A 15,283-nucleotide genomic window follows, 5' to 3' on the forward strand; every position below is an offset into this window, starting at 1 on the left:
CCGAACCCAAGGACATACTGACTCAGGGTGACGCCAGAGGGAAGGCCTACGGCGCGGCATTTCTGCTCTGTCCCGGTATGACAGTCGGATGAGAATCTCGTCATTTCGGTGTCCCTCGGGCTTCCCGCGGTGGATGCTCTCGAACACCGCAGTTCGTGTCCGAGGGGGGAGACCGTGGGCGCGGTCACACTGGGTAGGGTCACACTGGGTAGGCGAGCCCGTCGGCACCGTCGGTGGGTCACGGCGGCGATGCTGCTGGTGGTGACCGCTGTGGTGTGGGTTGCCTCCGGCGGGGTCGCTCAGGCGCATCCCGTGCTGCTCCGGTCGACTCCGGAAGACGGCCAGACCGTGCAGACGGCACCCCGGCAGCTCGACCTGTGGTTCTCCGAGCCCCCGACCGAGGCCGGCCTCGAGATCTCGTTGTCCGATCGCGACGGCAAGGCCGTTCCGCTGGGAACCACCCGGATCGCGGACCGCGGGATCCACGTGATCGTGTCCGGGTTCCCGGCCTTGCCGCGCTCGGTGTACGAGCTGCGCTGGAGCGTCGTGTCGAAGTACGACTTGCACCGGCTGCAGGGCACGTTGGTGTTCGGGGTCGGTCTGGCGGCGACCTCGACCGGTCAACCGGCTCGCTCGGTCACGGGTCCTGCGGCGACGGCTCTCGACGTCGTACTCGGCTGGATGGATCTCGCTGCCACCTCGGTCCTCTGTGGCTGGGCGTTCCTCGCCACCACGCTGGCCCGGCGCCCGGAGCCCACGCTGCCCGAGCCGGCGGTGGCGACCATGGCCAGGCTGGCGGTTGCGTTCGGGTTTCTGTCGCTCTTCACGTCCCTGGTCCGCAGCGGTCGGCAGTTGTCGGAAGCACAGACCTCGGGGTCGGGGTTGGCGATCCTCGTCGATTCAGGCCAGTTGACGCGCTGGACGTTGCGCGAACTGGCCCTGCTCGGAGTGCTCGTCGTACTGATCAGGCGCGTGCGGGGTGCTCCAGCAGGAACCGCAGGTACGTCGTTGCTCGTCGTTCTCCTGTTTGCCGACATCGTGCTGCGATCGGCGAGCAGCCACGCTCAAGGCGGCCCGGCGTCGCTCGTGGTGCTGTCCGTCCACCAAGCCGCCGGGCTTGCCTGGATCGGCGGACTCCTTGTCCTCGGCGTCCTGACCGGCCAGCTGGGTGAGCGTCGCGGGCAAGCGTTGCGTCTCTGGAAGGCGTTCGGGCCGGTGGCCGCGGGCTGCGTTGCCGTCCTGACTGTGACCGGTCTCCTGTTGGCGGGGCGCCAGGTCGCCACCGTCGATGCGGCGCTGGGCACGCTGTACGGCAGGGCGCTGTTGGTGAAGCTCGCGGTCGTGGCGGCGGTGATGGCTCTCGGTCTCCGGCACGCCCGTCGGTTGCATCCTTGGCTGACCAGATGGCTGGCCGAGCCGAAGACTCCGACGGCCCGTGGTCAGGCGGTTACGGCCTTGCTGGGCCTCGGCGTGCTGCTGTTCGCGATGGTGCTGGCGGTGAGTCCGCCGGCGCGTGGTCCACAGTTCAGCAAGCCGGAGCCGGTCGCCACGCGAACGACGTACCAGGTCGGCGATCTGCTGGTCACGGTAGCGCTGGCACCGAACGCACCCGGGCGCGGCCTCCTGCTGGTGGACGTGGTCAGCAGCAGACGGCCGGCCCCTGGACCGGTCGCGGCGGTGACGGCCGACCTCGGGACAACGACCGGAATCGTGCTCAGGCGTACCCAAGGCGCCGCCGGGGGCGACTCACGGTGGCAGGCCGCAGTGGACGTTGACGCAACCGGCGACCTACCACTCCGGATCGTGGCCGTACGCAACCACCCGGGCCCCGCCACCATCACCGGAACCTGGGCCGTGCCGAGCGGCCTTGCACCGCGCACTGTCGTCGTCTCGGACAGTCCACTAACACCATGGACAAACGCCGCCGCGGCAACAATCGCCGTACTAGCGCTGGTCACCGCAGCCGCACTCGTCCACCGCCATCGCCGCGGCCTCGCTGGTGGTTGGCGAAGGCGAAGGCGTCTTCGGACGCTCAGCTCGGCCAGGCTGCGGTGAGGCCGCCGTCGATGGTGAGGGACTGACCGGTGATGTAGCGGGCCGCATCGGACAGGAGGAGGAGGACGGCGTCGGCAACGTCGGCCGGTTGACCCACCCGGCCGAGTGGAATCACTGGCGCCGACCGTTCGAGGCCGGCCGGGCCGCCCGAGTTCACCGGGTCGAGTGACTGGGGTGACTCGATCACCCCGGGTAGGACCGCGTTGATCCGGAGCCCGCGGGGGCCGAGCTCGAGCGCCGCGCTGCGGACGAACCCGATCAGCCCGGCCTTGGCCGAGGTGTACGGCGTGTGGCCGGCCCACCCGACCGCCGCGCCCGCGATGCTCGACACCACCACGATCGCGCCCTGCGGAGACAGCACTGGTACGGCGGCCCGGACCGTCCGCATCACACCGGTCAGATCGATGTCGAGAATCCGCTGCCAGTCCTCGTCCTGCAGCACCTCGAGTGGCGCCAGCTTGAGCACGCCCGCGTTGGCCACCACCGCATCCAGCCGCCCGAACTGCGTCACCGTCGCATTCACCGCCGCGACCAATGCGTCGGAGTCACGCACATCGGCAGGTACGGCGAAGGCGCTGCCGCCGGACGCGGTGATGTCGGCGACCACCGCGCCGGCGTCGTACGGATCGTTTGCGAAGGTGCCGACCGCCACCGCGTACCCGGCCGATGCCGCGCTCAGAGCCGTTGCGCGGCCGATGCCGCTGGCCGCTCCTGTGACGAGTAGAGCCTTCACAGCATCACGTGTCCGCTGTTGGGGCCGAGGGTCTGGCCGGTGTAGAGGTTGCCGCCCGGCTCGCTGGCCAGCAGGACTGCTGTCGGTGCGACCTCGAAGGGTTCGCCGGATCGCTTCAACGGCAGTTCTGCCATCAGCGTTCGCGTCCATTCGTCGGACAGTGTGCCGCCGAGCGGTGTGTTGATCGGGCCGGGGGCGATGCAGTTCGCCGTGACCCCGGTGCCACCCACCTCGCGCGCCAGCGACTTCGTGAAGCCGATGACACCGGCCTTCGCGGCCGCGTAGTGCGCCAGCCCGGCCCCACCGCGCTGACCGACCTGCGACGCGATGTTGATGATCCGGCCGAAGCCGGCCTCGAGCATCGGCGGCAGCGCGGCCCGCGAGCACAGGAAGACACTGCGCAGGTTGACCGCGAGCATCTCGTCGAACATCGCCGTCGGCATGCCGAGCACGGGCGATTCGGTCAGGATGCCCGCGTTGTTCACCACGACGTCGACAGCTCCGAGTGCGTCCCGCGCCTGGCTGAACATCCGCTTGACGTCGGGCTCCTTGGACACGTCGGCCCGAACGGCGACCACGTCATGGCCGAATGCGGCGCATCGATCACGCACGGCGTCGAGTGCCGGCCCATCGGAGCGGTCGGCCAGACACAACCGCGCCCCGGCCTCGGCGTACGCGATCGCGATGGCAGCGCCGATACCGCTGGCCGCACCGGTCACCAGCGCGGTGAGTCCGTCGAGCGCCGCGATCGGCACGCCGGCGGTCCTGATCGGTTCCGCGGTCACGCGCTCACCCCGCCGAAGATCCGGGCGGAGTTGCCGCCGAGGACGAGCTCGCGCTCGGCGTCGCCGAAGTGCGCCAGGTCGACCCGCAGGCGCTCGTACTTCATCGTGAACAGGGGAGCGGCGGTGGCGAACAGCAGCCGCTCCGGCCCGAACTTGGCCACCACGCCCTCCAGGAAATCCTCGCGGTACATCGCGCTCGTCTGCACATGGACGTTGGTGTTGGCGAGCGCGAGTTCGGCGTCGAACCCGGACAGCCCGGAGATGTTGAACTGACCGCCGTTGGTCAGCACGAACGAGTTCTGCGGGGTCCAGGCCGCAGCCGCACCCAGTTGCAGCGGCTCCGCGAACAGATGGAAGCCGGCGGCAACCATTACCGGCACCGACAGCTCCGCGGCACACTCGACGATCGGCCGGACCAGCGGTACGTCGTTGATCCGGAAGTGCTCCTCCGACGGATGCAGGAAGAGCCCGCGAGCCCCGCCGGCGACCGCACGGCGTACCTCGGCGACCGCGTCGTCGCCCTCCCAGGGATCGACGCGGCAGAGCGGAATCAACCGGCCACCGGCGTCCGCGGCGGCGGCCACGAGTGCATCGTTCGCGGCCGGGAACTCGCCGCGGTGGGGGTGCACGGGAACGGCAACGGCCACGTCGGTGCCGATGGCATCCATTCCGGCCAGCGCCGTGGCGGCGTCCTGGCCGTAGCCGAAGTGGGAGGTCCCGAGGTAGACGAGTCCGTCGACAATGCTCATGCCGCCAGCCCCAGGAGCTTCTCGGCGTTGCCGCCGAGGACCAGTCCGGCCTGCTCGGCGCCGAGTGCCGCGACGACGACCTTCTGCCGTTCGAGCGCGGGCGAGCTCACCGGTCCGTCGCTGCCGAACACGACCCGCTCGGCGCCGAGTCGCTCGACCGCGGTCAGGATCTTGTCCGGGTACGGCATCGCGGAGGTCTCCAGGACGATGTTCGGGAACCGTTCGGCGACCTCGAGCGCCTCGTCGACGTGGAAGTACCCGCCCATGTGGCCGAGGATGATGATCGCGTCCGGACAGGCGGCCGCCGCCTGCGCGATCGACAGCGGCGTACTCAACGGCTCGTCGCCGCAGTGGAACAGCGTCGGTACGCCGAGCTCACCGGCGTACCGGATGAGGTCGATCGTCGCCGCCCCGCCAGGGTGCTGCAGCGTCGACACCGGATGCAGCTTCAGGCCCTTGAAGCCGAGCTCGGTGACGGCCCGCTTGAGCAGTTGCCGCGAGGTCTCCAGGTACGCCGGATTGAGCCGGACGAACCCGTACAGCCGGTCAGGGTAGCTCTGGCATGCCTCGGCGATCAGCTCCAGGCCGCGCGGGTTGAGGCCCGGCAGGTCGGTCAGCGTCATTACCGCCGACCGCTCGACCCCGGCCTCGTCCATCGCCCGGATACAGTCCCCGGCCGACACCTGCCAGCCCAGCGAGGTCCCTTCCTCGATGTGCATGTGCATGTCGAAGATCATCTGCTCTCCTCCATCGTCGTCTTGGTCCGCTCAGGCCCTGGCCTCGGCGAGCACGGGCTCGACCTCTGCGAGAGTCCGCTCGACCCACCCGAGGTCGACGTGACGGCCGCCGGCCACGACGCCGACCGGGCGGCGAAGCACCTCCAGGTCCTGCCTCGGATCCTGCTCAACTATCACCAGATCGGCACGCGCCCCGATCGCCAGGATGCCGATCGGCACGTCCTCGTCGGCGCGACGGACCAGCGTTCCGGCGGTGACCGTGGCGGCGCGCAGCGCCTCGGTCGCAGTCATACCCCGTTCGGCGTACATGGTCAGCTCGTCGAGCAGACCGCCGATCGGGTTCAGCGCCGTACCGGCATCGGTGCCCGCCGCGATCCGGACACCGGCCGCGATCGCCTTGGCCGTACTCGCCCGGTAGACCTCCCGCGCCTTCAGACTCTTCGCGACGGTGGCGGCCGGAATGCCGATGCCCTCGGCGATCGGGTTCAGCGCGGTCACCGTCGGCACCAGCGTCACTCCGGCGTCGATCATCTGCTTGTGGTTGTCGTCGTCGGCGAACGCGGCGTGTTCGATGGTGTCGACGCCGGCCGCGATCGCGTTGGTGATGCCCTGCGGCGCGTGCGCATGGGCTGCTACCAGGACGCCGGCCTTGTGGGCTTCCTCGATCCCGGCCGCGAGTTCCGGGATCCCGAGCTGCGGCACGCCCGGGTTGCCGGGCGTCGAGATCCCGCCGGTCGCCATCAGCTTCACCACGCCGGCCCCCGCGGCCAGTTGTTCGCGGACGGCCAGCCGCACCTCGTCCGGCCCGTCCGCGATCCGGCCGTAGTCGGCGCAGTGCCCTCCGGTCATCGTGATCGGCCGCCCCGCGGCGACGACGCGCGGGCCGAGCAGGTCACCCGAGTTCACCTGGGCGGCGTAGTGCAGGGTCATCCGGTCGGCCGAGCCGAGGTCACGCACCGAGGTGATCCCGGCCCGGAGCGCCAGCAGACCGTTGTGGAAGCAGGTCATCGAGCGCACGAACGGCGTACGTTCCCAGTGCAGGTACGGCGCCGCGTGGGCGGCCAGGTCGAAGTGGACGTGACAGTCGATCAGCCCGGGCAGCACGAACGCGCCGTGCAGCTCGACCTCCGTGGTCCCGTCCGCCGCCACCTGCTCCGTGGTCAGCTGAGTGATCACGCCGTCGCGTACCACCAGCGATCCGAACGGCTCCTCCCTCAATTCCTCACCGGTCAGGGCGATCCCGTTCCTCAGGATCAGATCGGCCATCGGGCTCATGCACTCGCCTTCCTGTTGCTCACGGCAACCTTCCATGCGGATTCGACGTCGCTTGCGGACGCGAGGTCGAAGCGATGCCGCATCAGCAGCATCGACGCGTCGTGCTGGGCCCGGTCGTCGCTCCCGACGCCGTCCTCGACGACGACCACGTAGTAGTCGTTGAACAGTGCGTCGCGGGCGGTCGACTCGACGCAGCCCTCCGTCGTACACCCGGTGACCACGACGGTCTCGATGCCGTTGCTCCGCAGCAGCAGATCGAGGCTGGTGCCCCAGAACCCGCTCGAGCGCCACTTCGGTACGACGAGCTCACCGGGCCGCGGAGCGAGCTCGGACACGAACTCGTGGCCGGCGTCGCCCTGCTCGGTGAAGCGGAACCGGCCGCCGGTGATGTCGCCCTGCCGTTGCAGGCGCAGGTTGAACCTCAGCTGCGCGGGCGACTCGCTCATCCCGCCTGGCAGGGACGTCATCTGCACATGCACGACCAGGACTCCGGCGGACCGCGCCGCCGCGAGCAGCGTCGCGATCCTGGCACGCACCGGCGGATACATCGACAGGTCCACACCGAGCCGGTCGAAGGCGAAGCCCGGCTCGACGAAGTCCCGTTGCATGTCGATGATCACCAGCGCGGCCCGGGACGGATCGGCAAGCTCGGCCAACTCGGTGAGAACCTGCTTGCCCGCAACCTCGATCACTGGAACGACGCCGCATGGTAGTAGGAGTACCCGGTCGGACCGAAGTGCACGTCGCCGAGGTTCGCGGACCCGGAGTACACGCCGCTGACGTTCCACAGCGGCAGGAAGATCGCGTCCTCCATCAACGTGGTGGTGATCTTCTCGTACGCCGCGGTCCGCGCCGGCGCGTCGACGATGGTGTTCGCCTTCGGGATGGCGGCGTCGATCTCGGGGTTGCTGTAATGCGCCCAGTTGAAGCCCGCCTTGATCTGGCCGCTGGTGACGAGGTTGTTCAGCAGGTACGGGTCGACGTCGTAGTAGAAGATCGCGGACAGGTTCTGCACGCCCTGGTTGTACGACGCGGCCGCGGTGGTGAACGGCTGCGACTTGGTGGTCGAGGTGAAGCCGACCTCCTTGAGCGCGTTGACGACGAACTGGGTGGGCAGGTCGAACCCGTTCGCGCTCTGGATCAGGATGTCCAGCGACAACTTCTGGCCGCCCTTGCTGCGGGTGCCGTCCGGGCCGGCCACCCAGCCCGCCTGCTCCAGCAGGCTCTTCGCCTTGGCCGGGTCGTAGGCGTACATCGTGTCGTTGGCCTTGACATAGCCCGGTGTGCTTGGCGTGAGCACGTTGTACGCCGGCGTGAACGCGCCCCGCAGTACGCCCTCGTTCAGCTTCTTCTGGTCGACCGCGTGCAGGATCGCCTGGCGGACCTTGAGGTCGTTCGTCGGTCCCTTGTCGACGTTGATCGGGAAGCCGTACGGCTGTCCGGTCGACGGCATGTCGTAGTGCTTGAACTGCGAGGTCTTCCTGATCGTGGCGATCGTGTCGGGGTCGAGGTTCATCGCCATCTGCACCTGGCCGGCCCGCAACGCGTTGTAGCGGGCGTTGGTGTCGAGCAGGATCTTGAAGCTGAGCTTCTCCAGCTTGGGTGCACCGGCCGGACCGAACGCCTCGGGACCCCACGTGTACTTCGGATTCTTCGCCAGACCGACGTGATCCTGGGCCACGTAGTCGACGAAGGTGAACGGCCCGGTGCCCGTCGGGTGGGACGCGATGTCGGCGCCGTACTTCTTCAGCGCGGCCGGCGACTGCATCCCGAAGATGATGCCGGTCATCTCGTGCTCGAAGGCGGCGTTCGGCTGGCTGAAGAGCACCTTCGCCGTGTACTGGTCGACGACCACGGTCTCCTTGTACGGGCCGAGGGCGCCGCGGGCCGAGCGGGACTTGGTCGCGGGGTCGGCGATGTGGTCGAACGTCGCCTTGACCGCGTTCGCGTCGAAGTGCGTGCCGTCGTGGAAGTCGACGTCCTCGCGCAGCGTGTACGTGTACGTCGTGGCGTCCTTCGACACCTGGTAGCTCTTGGCCAGACCCGGGTGGAAGACGTTCTTGCCCGAGCCGTCCGGCAGCCACCAGAACAGCGGGTCGTAGATGTGCGAGATGATCATCGACACCATCGCCAGCCCGGTGGCAGCGGGGTCGAGCGAGTCCGGTTCCTGGTAGATGCCGACCGTGAGGCTGGTCGTCTTCGTACCCGAGCCGGCGCCGGAGGCGGTGCCCTGGCACCCCGCCAGCACCGAGCTTCCGCCGAGCGCGACCAGGCCGGCCGCACCCGCCTTCAGCAGGCTGCGACGGCTGAACAGCGCCGATTCGTTCACGGACGGGACAGTTGGTTCGAGGCTCACGACGTACTCCTTCTGCTTTCCTGATCTACTGTTTGCGCTCCGAGCCGCTCGAGTGACCTGACGGCCAGCTCGGCGTGGAGCAGTGCGCCCCGAGTCATCACGGCGTCGTCGAACCGCGCCAGCGGACTGTGGTTGCCGGGCGCGTCGGCCAGGTCCTCGGTCATCGAGGCGCCGAGCATCATGTAGCTGCCGGGGACGGCGGCCAACACCCGCGAGAAGTCCTCCGATCCCGGCTCCGGGAACTCCATCGGCACGAACTGGTCCGGGCCGAACACGTCGGCGACCACGTCCGCGACGAACGCCGCCTGGCCGGGATCGTTGACGGTCGCCGGGTACTCGCGCACGTGCTGTACCTCGACGTCGAGTCCGTGCACCTGGGCGACGCCCTCGCACACCGCGGTCGCCAGCCCGCCGATCGCGTCACCGGTGGCGGCCGAGAACGTCCGGACCGTCGCCTGGAACTCCGCGGTGTCGGGAATGATGTTGGCGGCCGTACCACCCGAGACGATGCCGACCGTGACGACGACCGGGTCGAACACGTCGAACCGACGGGTCACCATCGTCTGCAGCGCGGTGATCATCTCCGCCGCGGCCGTGATCGGATCCCGTGCCGAGTGCGGCGACGAGCCGTGGCCGCCGCGCCCCCGGACGGTCACCTTCAACTTGCTGCTGGACGACATCATCGTGTTGCCGCGGGTGGTGAAGACGCCGTTGGGCGTCTTGTTCGACCGCACATGCATGCCGTACGCCGCACTCACGATCGGACCGGCGGCGGTCAGGACACCCTCGCCGATCATCGCGCCGGCGCCGTCGTAACCCTCCTCGCCGGGCTGGAACATGAACACGATGTCGCCGGCCAGCGAGTCACGCTGCGCGCCGAGCAGCCGGGCTGCGCCGACCAGCATGGCCATGTGCAGGTCGTGACCGCACGCGTGCATCGCGCCGTCGATCTCGCTGCTGAACGGCTCGCCACTACGTTCCTGCACCGGCAGCGCGTCCATGTCCGCCCGCAGCAGCACGGCGTTGCCGGTACTGCGACCGCCGCGGAGGACGCCGGTGATCGAGGTGATGCTCCTGCCCAGGGTGAGCTCCAGACCGAGGTCGCCGAGCGCCTCGAGCAGCGTCTCCTGGGTCATCGGCAGCTGCAGCCCGATCTCCGGCCGGCGATGCAACTGGTGCCGGAGCCCGCTCAGCTCCGGGCCCAGTTCCAGCACGTCGGAACCGAGGGTGCCGCTGATCGTCATGCCTTCTCCTTGCCTCGGGGGAGTTGGCTTCAAGCTAAGATCACGTCTGTTACATTGTGGTTTCGTGCTTGATTTCATTCACGATCGGGGATTTTGTGAAGGAATCCACCATTCTCAGTCCTGACGACCGGGAGCTCATCGGAGCCCTCCAGATCGGTCCGCGAACGCCGTGGACCGATATCGGCGAAGCCCTCGGGATCAGCGGGATCACGGCCGCGCGGCGCTGGGAGCGGATCAGCGCCAGTGGGGTCGCGTGGGTGACGGCTGCCCCCGGGATGAGCCGGCGCGCGGAGCAGTGCGTTGCCTATGTCGAGGTCGACTGCCTGCCGGGCAAGCGGATCGAGGTGGCGGCCGAGCTCTCGCGGCACGAGTTGGTCGTGACGGTCGAGATCACCACCGGCACTGCGGACATCCTGCTCACCATCGCGGCCGCGAACCTGCAGATGCTCTCGCACTACCTGCTGGATCACCTCGGCGCGATGGAGAACGTGCTCAGGAGCAAGGCGCGGATCGCCACCCAGATCTACACCGAGGGATCCCGCTGGCGGCTCGTCGACCTTCCCGAGGAGGTTGTCCGCGTCCTCGAGCGGTCCCGGCCGAAACCCGAGCCGGACAACGGCGGCGAGGCGGTCACGATGACCCCCGACGTACAGCGACTGGCGGGACTTCTGACGGTCGACGGGCGATCGTCGTACGCCGAGCTCGCGGCAGCCACCGACCTCAGCCCGACCACGGTGCGTCGACACGTCTCGGGCCTGTTGCGCAGCGGCATGCTCCTCCCGCGGACCGACGTGGCGGCCGAGCTGTCAGGGTCTCCGGTGCAGGTGTACCTGTGGGCAGATGCGCCGGTCGAAGGGCTCCCGGGAACGGCCCGGACGATCTCGCAGCTCCGGCAGGTGCGGCTGTGCGCCACGGTGTCGTCGGCGCCCAGCATGCTGTTGTGCGCCTGGCTGCAGACCGTTGAGGAGGTGCACCGGCTCGAGTTGGCGATCGCGAGCCGGCTTCCGCAGGTCCGCATCGTCGACCGGCTCGTCGTGCTGCGGACGGTGAAACGGATGGGCCGCCTGCTGGACACCAGCGGCCGGGCCGTCGGGGTGGTGCCGATCAACATCTGGGAGGACGGGCTGGAACACCAGGCGGACGTCGGCGGCCGCTGAAGGAATCCGCCAAATCGATCGCGACTCTGAAGCTTGCGACCGGCCGGAAACCCGTGGTCGCAGGATCACTGGAAATCTGGGCGTGACAATACGGGGCTACAAAATCCTGTATGTCCTTCGTACTCCGCCGCCTGCTCGCCTCGATCCCCGTGATCATCGGCGTCACGATCATCGCGTTCCTGCTGATCCACCTGGTTCCCGGCGATCCCGCCCAGACCATGTTGTTCGGCTCCAACGCGAGCCCGGAGCAGATCGACCAGCTGCGTGACCAGCTCGGTCTGACCCAGCCGCTGTGGCAGCAGTACGTCGCCTTCGCGGGTGACCTGCTGCACGGTGATCTCGGGACCTCCTACGTCACCCACAACTCCGTCGCCTACGAGCTCGTCTCCCGGACGCCGAGCACCCTCGCACTGACCGGTACGGCGATGCTGGTGGCCGTCGTCATCGGCGTACCGCTCGGGCTGGTGGCCGGTCTGCGGCCGAACTCGGTGCTCGACAACATCGCCCGGTTCGTGTCGTTCCTCGGCGTCGCGATCCCGTACTTCTTCCTGGCCCTGCTCCTGGTGCTGGTCTTCGCCTTCCACCTGAACTGGCTGCCGGCGATCGACAACGGGGGCTCCAGCGGCTTGGTGCTGCCGGCGCTCTCACTCGGCTGGGGGTACGCCGCGATCCTGACCCGGTTGATTCGCGGACGGGTGATCGACGAGTACCGCAGCGACTACGTGAAGTCGGCGCGGGGGCGGGGATGCTCGGAGTTGCGGGTGCTGCTCGCGCACGTGTTCCGCAACTCCTCGGTCCCGGCGGTCACGATGATCGGCCTGCAGTTCGGCAACATCCTCACCGGCGCCGCGGTGACCGAGGTGATCTTCGGCCGGGCGGGAGTCGGCAGCTTCCTGGCCACGTCGATCACCTCGAAGAACATCCCCGTGGTGCAGGGAGCGATCGTGCTGGTCGGCCTCAGCTACATCGTCATCAACCTGGTGGTCGACCTCGTCGTCGGCGCGATCGATCCGCGCACGCAACTGAGCACCGCATCATGACCGCCGGCCACCTGTCACCGGGAGAGTTCTCATGACCACCGTCTCCATCGCCCAGGCCGCCCGTCGCGGCTCCCGCAGCCGCCGCAGCCGACCTGTCATCTCGGCCGTGATGGTGATCGTCCTGCTCGGGTTCGCGCTGCTGCTCGTGTATCCGGGGCTGCTCGCGCACACCAGTCCGTTGAGCAACGGCGACGACTCACTCGCGGCACCCGGCGGCGCCCACCTGTTCGGGACCGATCAGCTCGGTCGCGACATCTACAGCCGGGTGATCTTCGGAGCCCGGCCGGTGCTGGCCGCCGGCCTGGGCGGCGTTGTGCTGGCGACGCTCGCCGGGGTGGCGATCGGCCTGATCGGCGGGACGGCGCCACGGGCGATCAGCGTCCTGGTGATGCGGGTCGTCGACGTACTGCTCGCCCTGCCGGTGCTGCTGATCGCGCTGATCCTGATCGCGACCATCGGCGCGGGTGTGAAGAGCATCATCCTGGCGCTGGGCGTCGCCTACACGCCCGGCTTCGCCCGCATCGTCGAGGCGTCGGTACGCAAGCTGCGCTCGATCGAATACGTCCAGGCCGCCAGGATCTTCGGCTCCTCCGGCCTGCGGACCGCCGTCCGGCACCTGCTGCCCAACCTCGTCACCGAGGTGGTGGTGATGATCAGCAGCGCGATCGGCTGGGCGGTCCTGACCGCGACCACCCTGAGCTTCCTCGGCCTCGGCGTCCAGCTGCCGAACCCGGACTGGGGCAGCGACCTCGCCGCCGGCGCCACCAGCCTGTCCACCGCCTGGTGGCTGTCCACCTTCCCCGGCCTGGCGATCACGGTCACGATCCTGGTCGCCAACTTCGCCGGGGACTGGGTGATGACACTGCTCGATCCGAGCGGACGAAGGGCGTTGACGAGATTCCGCGCGTTCCGCGGCCTGCGGACGAGCCTGCCCGCACCAGACGAGACACCGGCTGACGCAAACCGTCGTACGACGGCCCGTGAGGAGCAATCATGACCGCGATGTCCACTGCTGTCCCGGCCGCGCCCGGCGACGTCGGCGAGACCGTCCTCAGCATCCGCGACCTGCGGGTCGAGATCCGTACCTCGAACGGTGTTGTGCGCCCGGTGGACGGCGTCACCTTCTCGGTCCGGGCGGGCGAGACCGTCGGACTCGTCGGCGAGTCCGGCTCGGGCAAGACGATGACCGGCATGTCGGTGTTGCGGCTGTTGCCCGACGGCGGCTCGATCGTTGGCGGATCCATCGAATTCGACGGCTTGGAGCTGACCACGTTGAGCTCGAACGAGCTCCGTCGGCTGCGCGGCAACGACATCGCCGCCGTCTTCCAGGATCCGATGACCTCGCTCAACCCGACCCGCACCATCGGCAGCCAGCTCCGCGAGGCGTACCGCATCCATCGGCCCGGGACCTCCGTTGCCGAAGCCAACCGCCGCGCGGAGGAGGTGCTCGCACTGGTCCGGATGCCGCGGCCGAAGGAGCGTCTGCGGGACTACCCGCACCAGCTGTCGGGTGGTATGCGGCAACGAGCGATGATCGCGATCGCCTTGCTGTGCGAACCACGGCTGCTGATCGCGGACGAACCGACCACCGCGCTCGACGTCTCCATCCAGGCACAGATCCTGGAACTGCTGGACGAACTGAAGACCCGCCTGGGCATGGGCATCATCCTGGTCACGCACGACCTCGGCGTGATCGCCCGCCACGCCGACAAGGTCGCGGTCATGTACGGCGGCCGGATCGTCGAGGAAGCGCCGACTGTCGAGCTGTTCGCCGCGCCCAAGCATCGCTACACGCAGGCGTTGTTCGAGTCGATGCCGACGATGGAGCTGGACTCGCGCCGCCCACTGGCCTCGATCCCGGGCATGCCCCCGCAGCTGATCGAACTGCCGCCGATGTGCCGGTTCGCGCCCCGGTGCCGGTTCGCCACCGACGAGTGCCGGACCGAGGACCCCGAGTCCGTGCAGGTGGCCGCCGGCCACACACACTCCTGCTTCCACCCTCGTCCGACGGAAGTCACCGACGAGGATCTGTACGTCGAGGAGCCGGTCGAGCCCCGAGCGGACCGAGGGCCGGGCAGGCCGCTGGTGATGCTCGAATCGGTGGTGAAGCAGTTCCGGATCAAGAGCCCCGAACCCTTCCGGCCCCGGCGCGTGCTGCACGCGGTCTCGGACGTCAGTCTCCACGTGCTGGAGGGCGAGACGCTGGGGATCGTCGGCGAGTCCGGCTCGGGCAAGACGACGGTCGGCCGGATGATCGTCGGCCTCGAGCAGCCCACCAGCGGCCAGGTCCGGTTCGACGGCCGCGACATCAACCGGCTGACCCGTGCCGGGCAGCGGGCCCGGGCGGGCAACCTGCAGCTGATGTTCCAGGACTCCGCCGCCGCGCTCGATCCGCGGATGAACGTCGCCGACCTGATCGCGGAGCCGCTCGCCGTCCAGCACATCGGCGGGCGGAGCGAACGGCGGGCCAAGGTGCTGGAGCTGATCGACGCCGTCGGCCTGCCCCGGACGGCGGCCGAGCGGCGCGCGTACGAGTTCTCCGGTGGCCAGCGCCAGCGGATAGCCATGGCCCGTGCGCTCGTCCTGCGGCCGAAGGTGGTGGTCGCCGACGAACCGGTTTCGGCTCTCGACGTGTCCATCCAGGCACAGATCCTGAACCTGATGCGCTCGCTGCAGACGGCGTACTCCCTGACCTACGTGGTGATCTCGCACGACCTGTCCCTGCTCCGCTACCTGTCGGACCGGATCGGTGTGATGTATCTGGGCAAGCTGGTGGAGCTCGGACCGAGCGCCGAGGTGTATGCGGCGCCCCGGCACCCGTACACGGCCGGCCTGATCGCTTCCGTGCCGATCCCCGACCCGGGCCGGCGCGGCGAGCAGCAGAAGGCCGGTCTGTCCGGGGAGATCGTCTCGGCGATCGATCCACCCTCCGGCTGCCGGTTCCGGACCCGCTGCCCGCTCGCCACGGACCGCTGCGCTCAGGAGGAACCGGCCCTCGATCAGCGAGAGGGCCGGCACGCGGTTGCCTGCCACTACCCGCTCACCATCGGGGCACCGGCGCGGGAGTAGGCGGGCGCCGTCATGCCGGGCTTCACAGTCTTTGCTTGAGGCAACCGAATGCCCCGTCTGATGAGAGGACGCTGAGAGCGGTG

The 15,283-nt window shown here is 69.0% G+C and carries 13 protein-coding genes; 5 read left to right on the plus strand and 8 right to left on the minus strand.

Going from position 1 to position 15,283, the window contains the following annotated elements:
- Positions 1 to 261: 261 nt before the first annotated feature.
- Positions 262 to 2,055: a copper resistance CopC/CopD family protein gene (locus ACWF0M_RS00810; protein ID WP_452233489.1), complete on the plus strand. Its 1,794-nt coding sequence runs from the start codon at positions 262 to 264 to the stop codon at positions 2,053 to 2,055.
- Here ACWF0M_RS00810 and ACWF0M_RS00815 read toward each other — a convergent pair.
- Genes ACWF0M_RS00815 through ACWF0M_RS00850 form a run of 8 tightly spaced genes read right to left on the minus strand, consistent with a single transcriptional unit; the run spans position 2,033 to position 9,934 of the window.
- Positions 2,033 to 2,788, minus strand: coding sequence for an SDR family NAD(P)-dependent oxidoreductase (locus ACWF0M_RS00815; protein WP_452233490.1), 756 nt, complete (start codon positions 2,786 to 2,788; stop codon positions 2,033 to 2,035). The two genes, ACWF0M_RS00810 and ACWF0M_RS00815, sit on opposite strands and share 23 nt — an antisense overlap.
- Complete coding sequence (locus ACWF0M_RS00820) at positions 2,785 to 3,573, minus strand: SDR family oxidoreductase (protein ID WP_452233491.1); 789 nt, start codon at positions 3,571 to 3,573, stop codon at positions 2,785 to 2,787. The genes ACWF0M_RS00815 and ACWF0M_RS00820 overlap by 4 nt, the downstream gene beginning before the upstream one ends.
- On the minus strand, positions 3,570 to 4,322 hold the full coding sequence (locus ACWF0M_RS00825; RefSeq protein WP_452233492.1) for an amidohydrolase family protein: 753 nt from the start codon (positions 4,320 to 4,322) through the stop codon (positions 3,570 to 3,572). Before ACWF0M_RS00825 ends, ACWF0M_RS00820 begins: the two co-directional genes overlap by 4 nt.
- Complete coding sequence (locus ACWF0M_RS00830) at positions 4,319 to 5,059, minus strand: amidohydrolase family protein (RefSeq protein ID WP_452233493.1); 741 nt, start codon at positions 5,057 to 5,059, stop codon at positions 4,319 to 4,321. Before ACWF0M_RS00830 ends, ACWF0M_RS00825 begins: the two co-directional genes overlap by 4 nt.
- Positions 5,060 to 5,089: 30 nt before the next feature.
- A complete protein-coding gene (locus tag ACWF0M_RS00835) occupies positions 5,090 to 6,334 on the minus strand; it encodes an amidohydrolase family protein (protein ID WP_452233494.1) in 1,245 nt (414 codons plus the stop codon).
- On the minus strand, positions 6,331 to 7,026 hold the full coding sequence (locus tag ACWF0M_RS00840) for a cysteine hydrolase family protein (RefSeq protein ID WP_452233495.1): 696 nt from the start codon (positions 7,024 to 7,026) through the stop codon (positions 6,331 to 6,333). Before ACWF0M_RS00840 ends, ACWF0M_RS00835 begins: the two co-directional genes overlap by 4 nt.
- On the minus strand, positions 7,023 to 8,690 hold the full coding sequence (locus ACWF0M_RS00845) for an ABC transporter substrate-binding protein (RefSeq protein WP_452233496.1): 1,668 nt from the start codon (positions 8,688 to 8,690) through the stop codon (positions 7,023 to 7,025). The genes ACWF0M_RS00840 and ACWF0M_RS00845 overlap by 4 nt, the downstream gene beginning before the upstream one ends.
- Positions 8,687 to 9,934: a M20 metallopeptidase family protein gene (locus tag ACWF0M_RS00850; protein WP_452233497.1), complete on the minus strand. Its 1,248-nt coding sequence runs from the start codon at positions 9,932 to 9,934 to the stop codon at positions 8,687 to 8,689. The genes ACWF0M_RS00845 and ACWF0M_RS00850 overlap by 4 nt, the downstream gene beginning before the upstream one ends.
- Before the next feature lie 95 nt (positions 9,935 to 10,029).
- Here ACWF0M_RS00850 and ACWF0M_RS00855 point away from each other — a divergent pair, with 95 nt between their 5' ends.
- From ACWF0M_RS00855 to ACWF0M_RS00870, 4 genes are all read left to right on the plus strand, one after another.
- The gene (locus ACWF0M_RS00855) at positions 10,030 to 11,091 is read left to right on the plus strand and encodes an Lrp/AsnC family transcriptional regulator (protein WP_452233498.1); all 1,062 of its coding nucleotides are present in this window, start codon (positions 10,030 to 10,032) and stop codon (positions 11,089 to 11,091) included.
- A gap of 110 nt (positions 11,092 to 11,201) precedes the next feature.
- Entirely contained in the window at positions 11,202 to 12,131 is a 930-nt protein-coding gene (locus ACWF0M_RS00860) for an ABC transporter permease (protein ID WP_452233499.1), read from the plus strand.
- Between the two features lie 31 nt (positions 12,132 to 12,162).
- Positions 12,163 to 13,128: an ABC transporter permease gene (locus ACWF0M_RS00865; protein WP_452233500.1), complete on the plus strand. Its 966-nt coding sequence runs from the start codon at positions 12,163 to 12,165 to the stop codon at positions 13,126 to 13,128.
- A complete protein-coding gene (locus ACWF0M_RS00870; RefSeq protein WP_452233501.1) occupies positions 13,125 to 15,200 on the plus strand; it encodes a dipeptide ABC transporter ATP-binding protein in 2,076 nt (691 codons plus the stop codon). The genes ACWF0M_RS00865 and ACWF0M_RS00870 overlap by 4 nt, the downstream gene beginning before the upstream one ends.
- The last annotated feature ends 83 nt before the right edge of the window (positions 15,201 to 15,283 follow it).

It is taken from the genome of Kribbella sp. NPDC055110 (genome assembly GCF_053607525.1).

What these genes read in the sequence shown, in the direction of transcription:
- ACWF0M_RS00865 (WP_452233500.1), top strand. Translation starts at nt 12,163, where the DNA reads ATGACCACCGTCTCCATCGCCCAGGCCGCCCGTCGCGGCTCCCGCAGC.
- ACWF0M_RS00825 (WP_452233492.1), bottom strand. Translation starts at nt 4,322, where the DNA reads ATGAGCATTGTCGACGGACTCGTCTACCTCGGGACCTCCCACTTCGGC.
- ACWF0M_RS00850 (WP_452233497.1), bottom strand. Translation starts at nt 9,934, where the DNA reads ATGACGATCAGCGGCACCCTCGGTTCCGACGTGCTGGAACTGGGCCCG.
- ACWF0M_RS00835 (WP_452233494.1), bottom strand. Translation starts at nt 6,334, where the DNA reads ATGAGCCCGATGGCCGATCTGATCCTGAGGAACGGGATCGCCCTGACC.
- ACWF0M_RS00860 (WP_452233499.1), top strand. Translation starts at nt 11,202, where the DNA reads ATGTCCTTCGTACTCCGCCGCCTGCTCGCCTCGATCCCCGTGATCATC.
- ACWF0M_RS00830 (WP_452233493.1), bottom strand. Translation starts at nt 5,059, where the DNA reads ATGATCTTCGACATGCACATGCACATCGAGGAAGGGACCTCGCTGGGC.
- ACWF0M_RS00870 (WP_452233501.1), top strand. Translation starts at nt 13,125, where the DNA reads ATGACCGCGATGTCCACTGCTGTCCCGGCCGCGCCCGGCGACGTCGGC.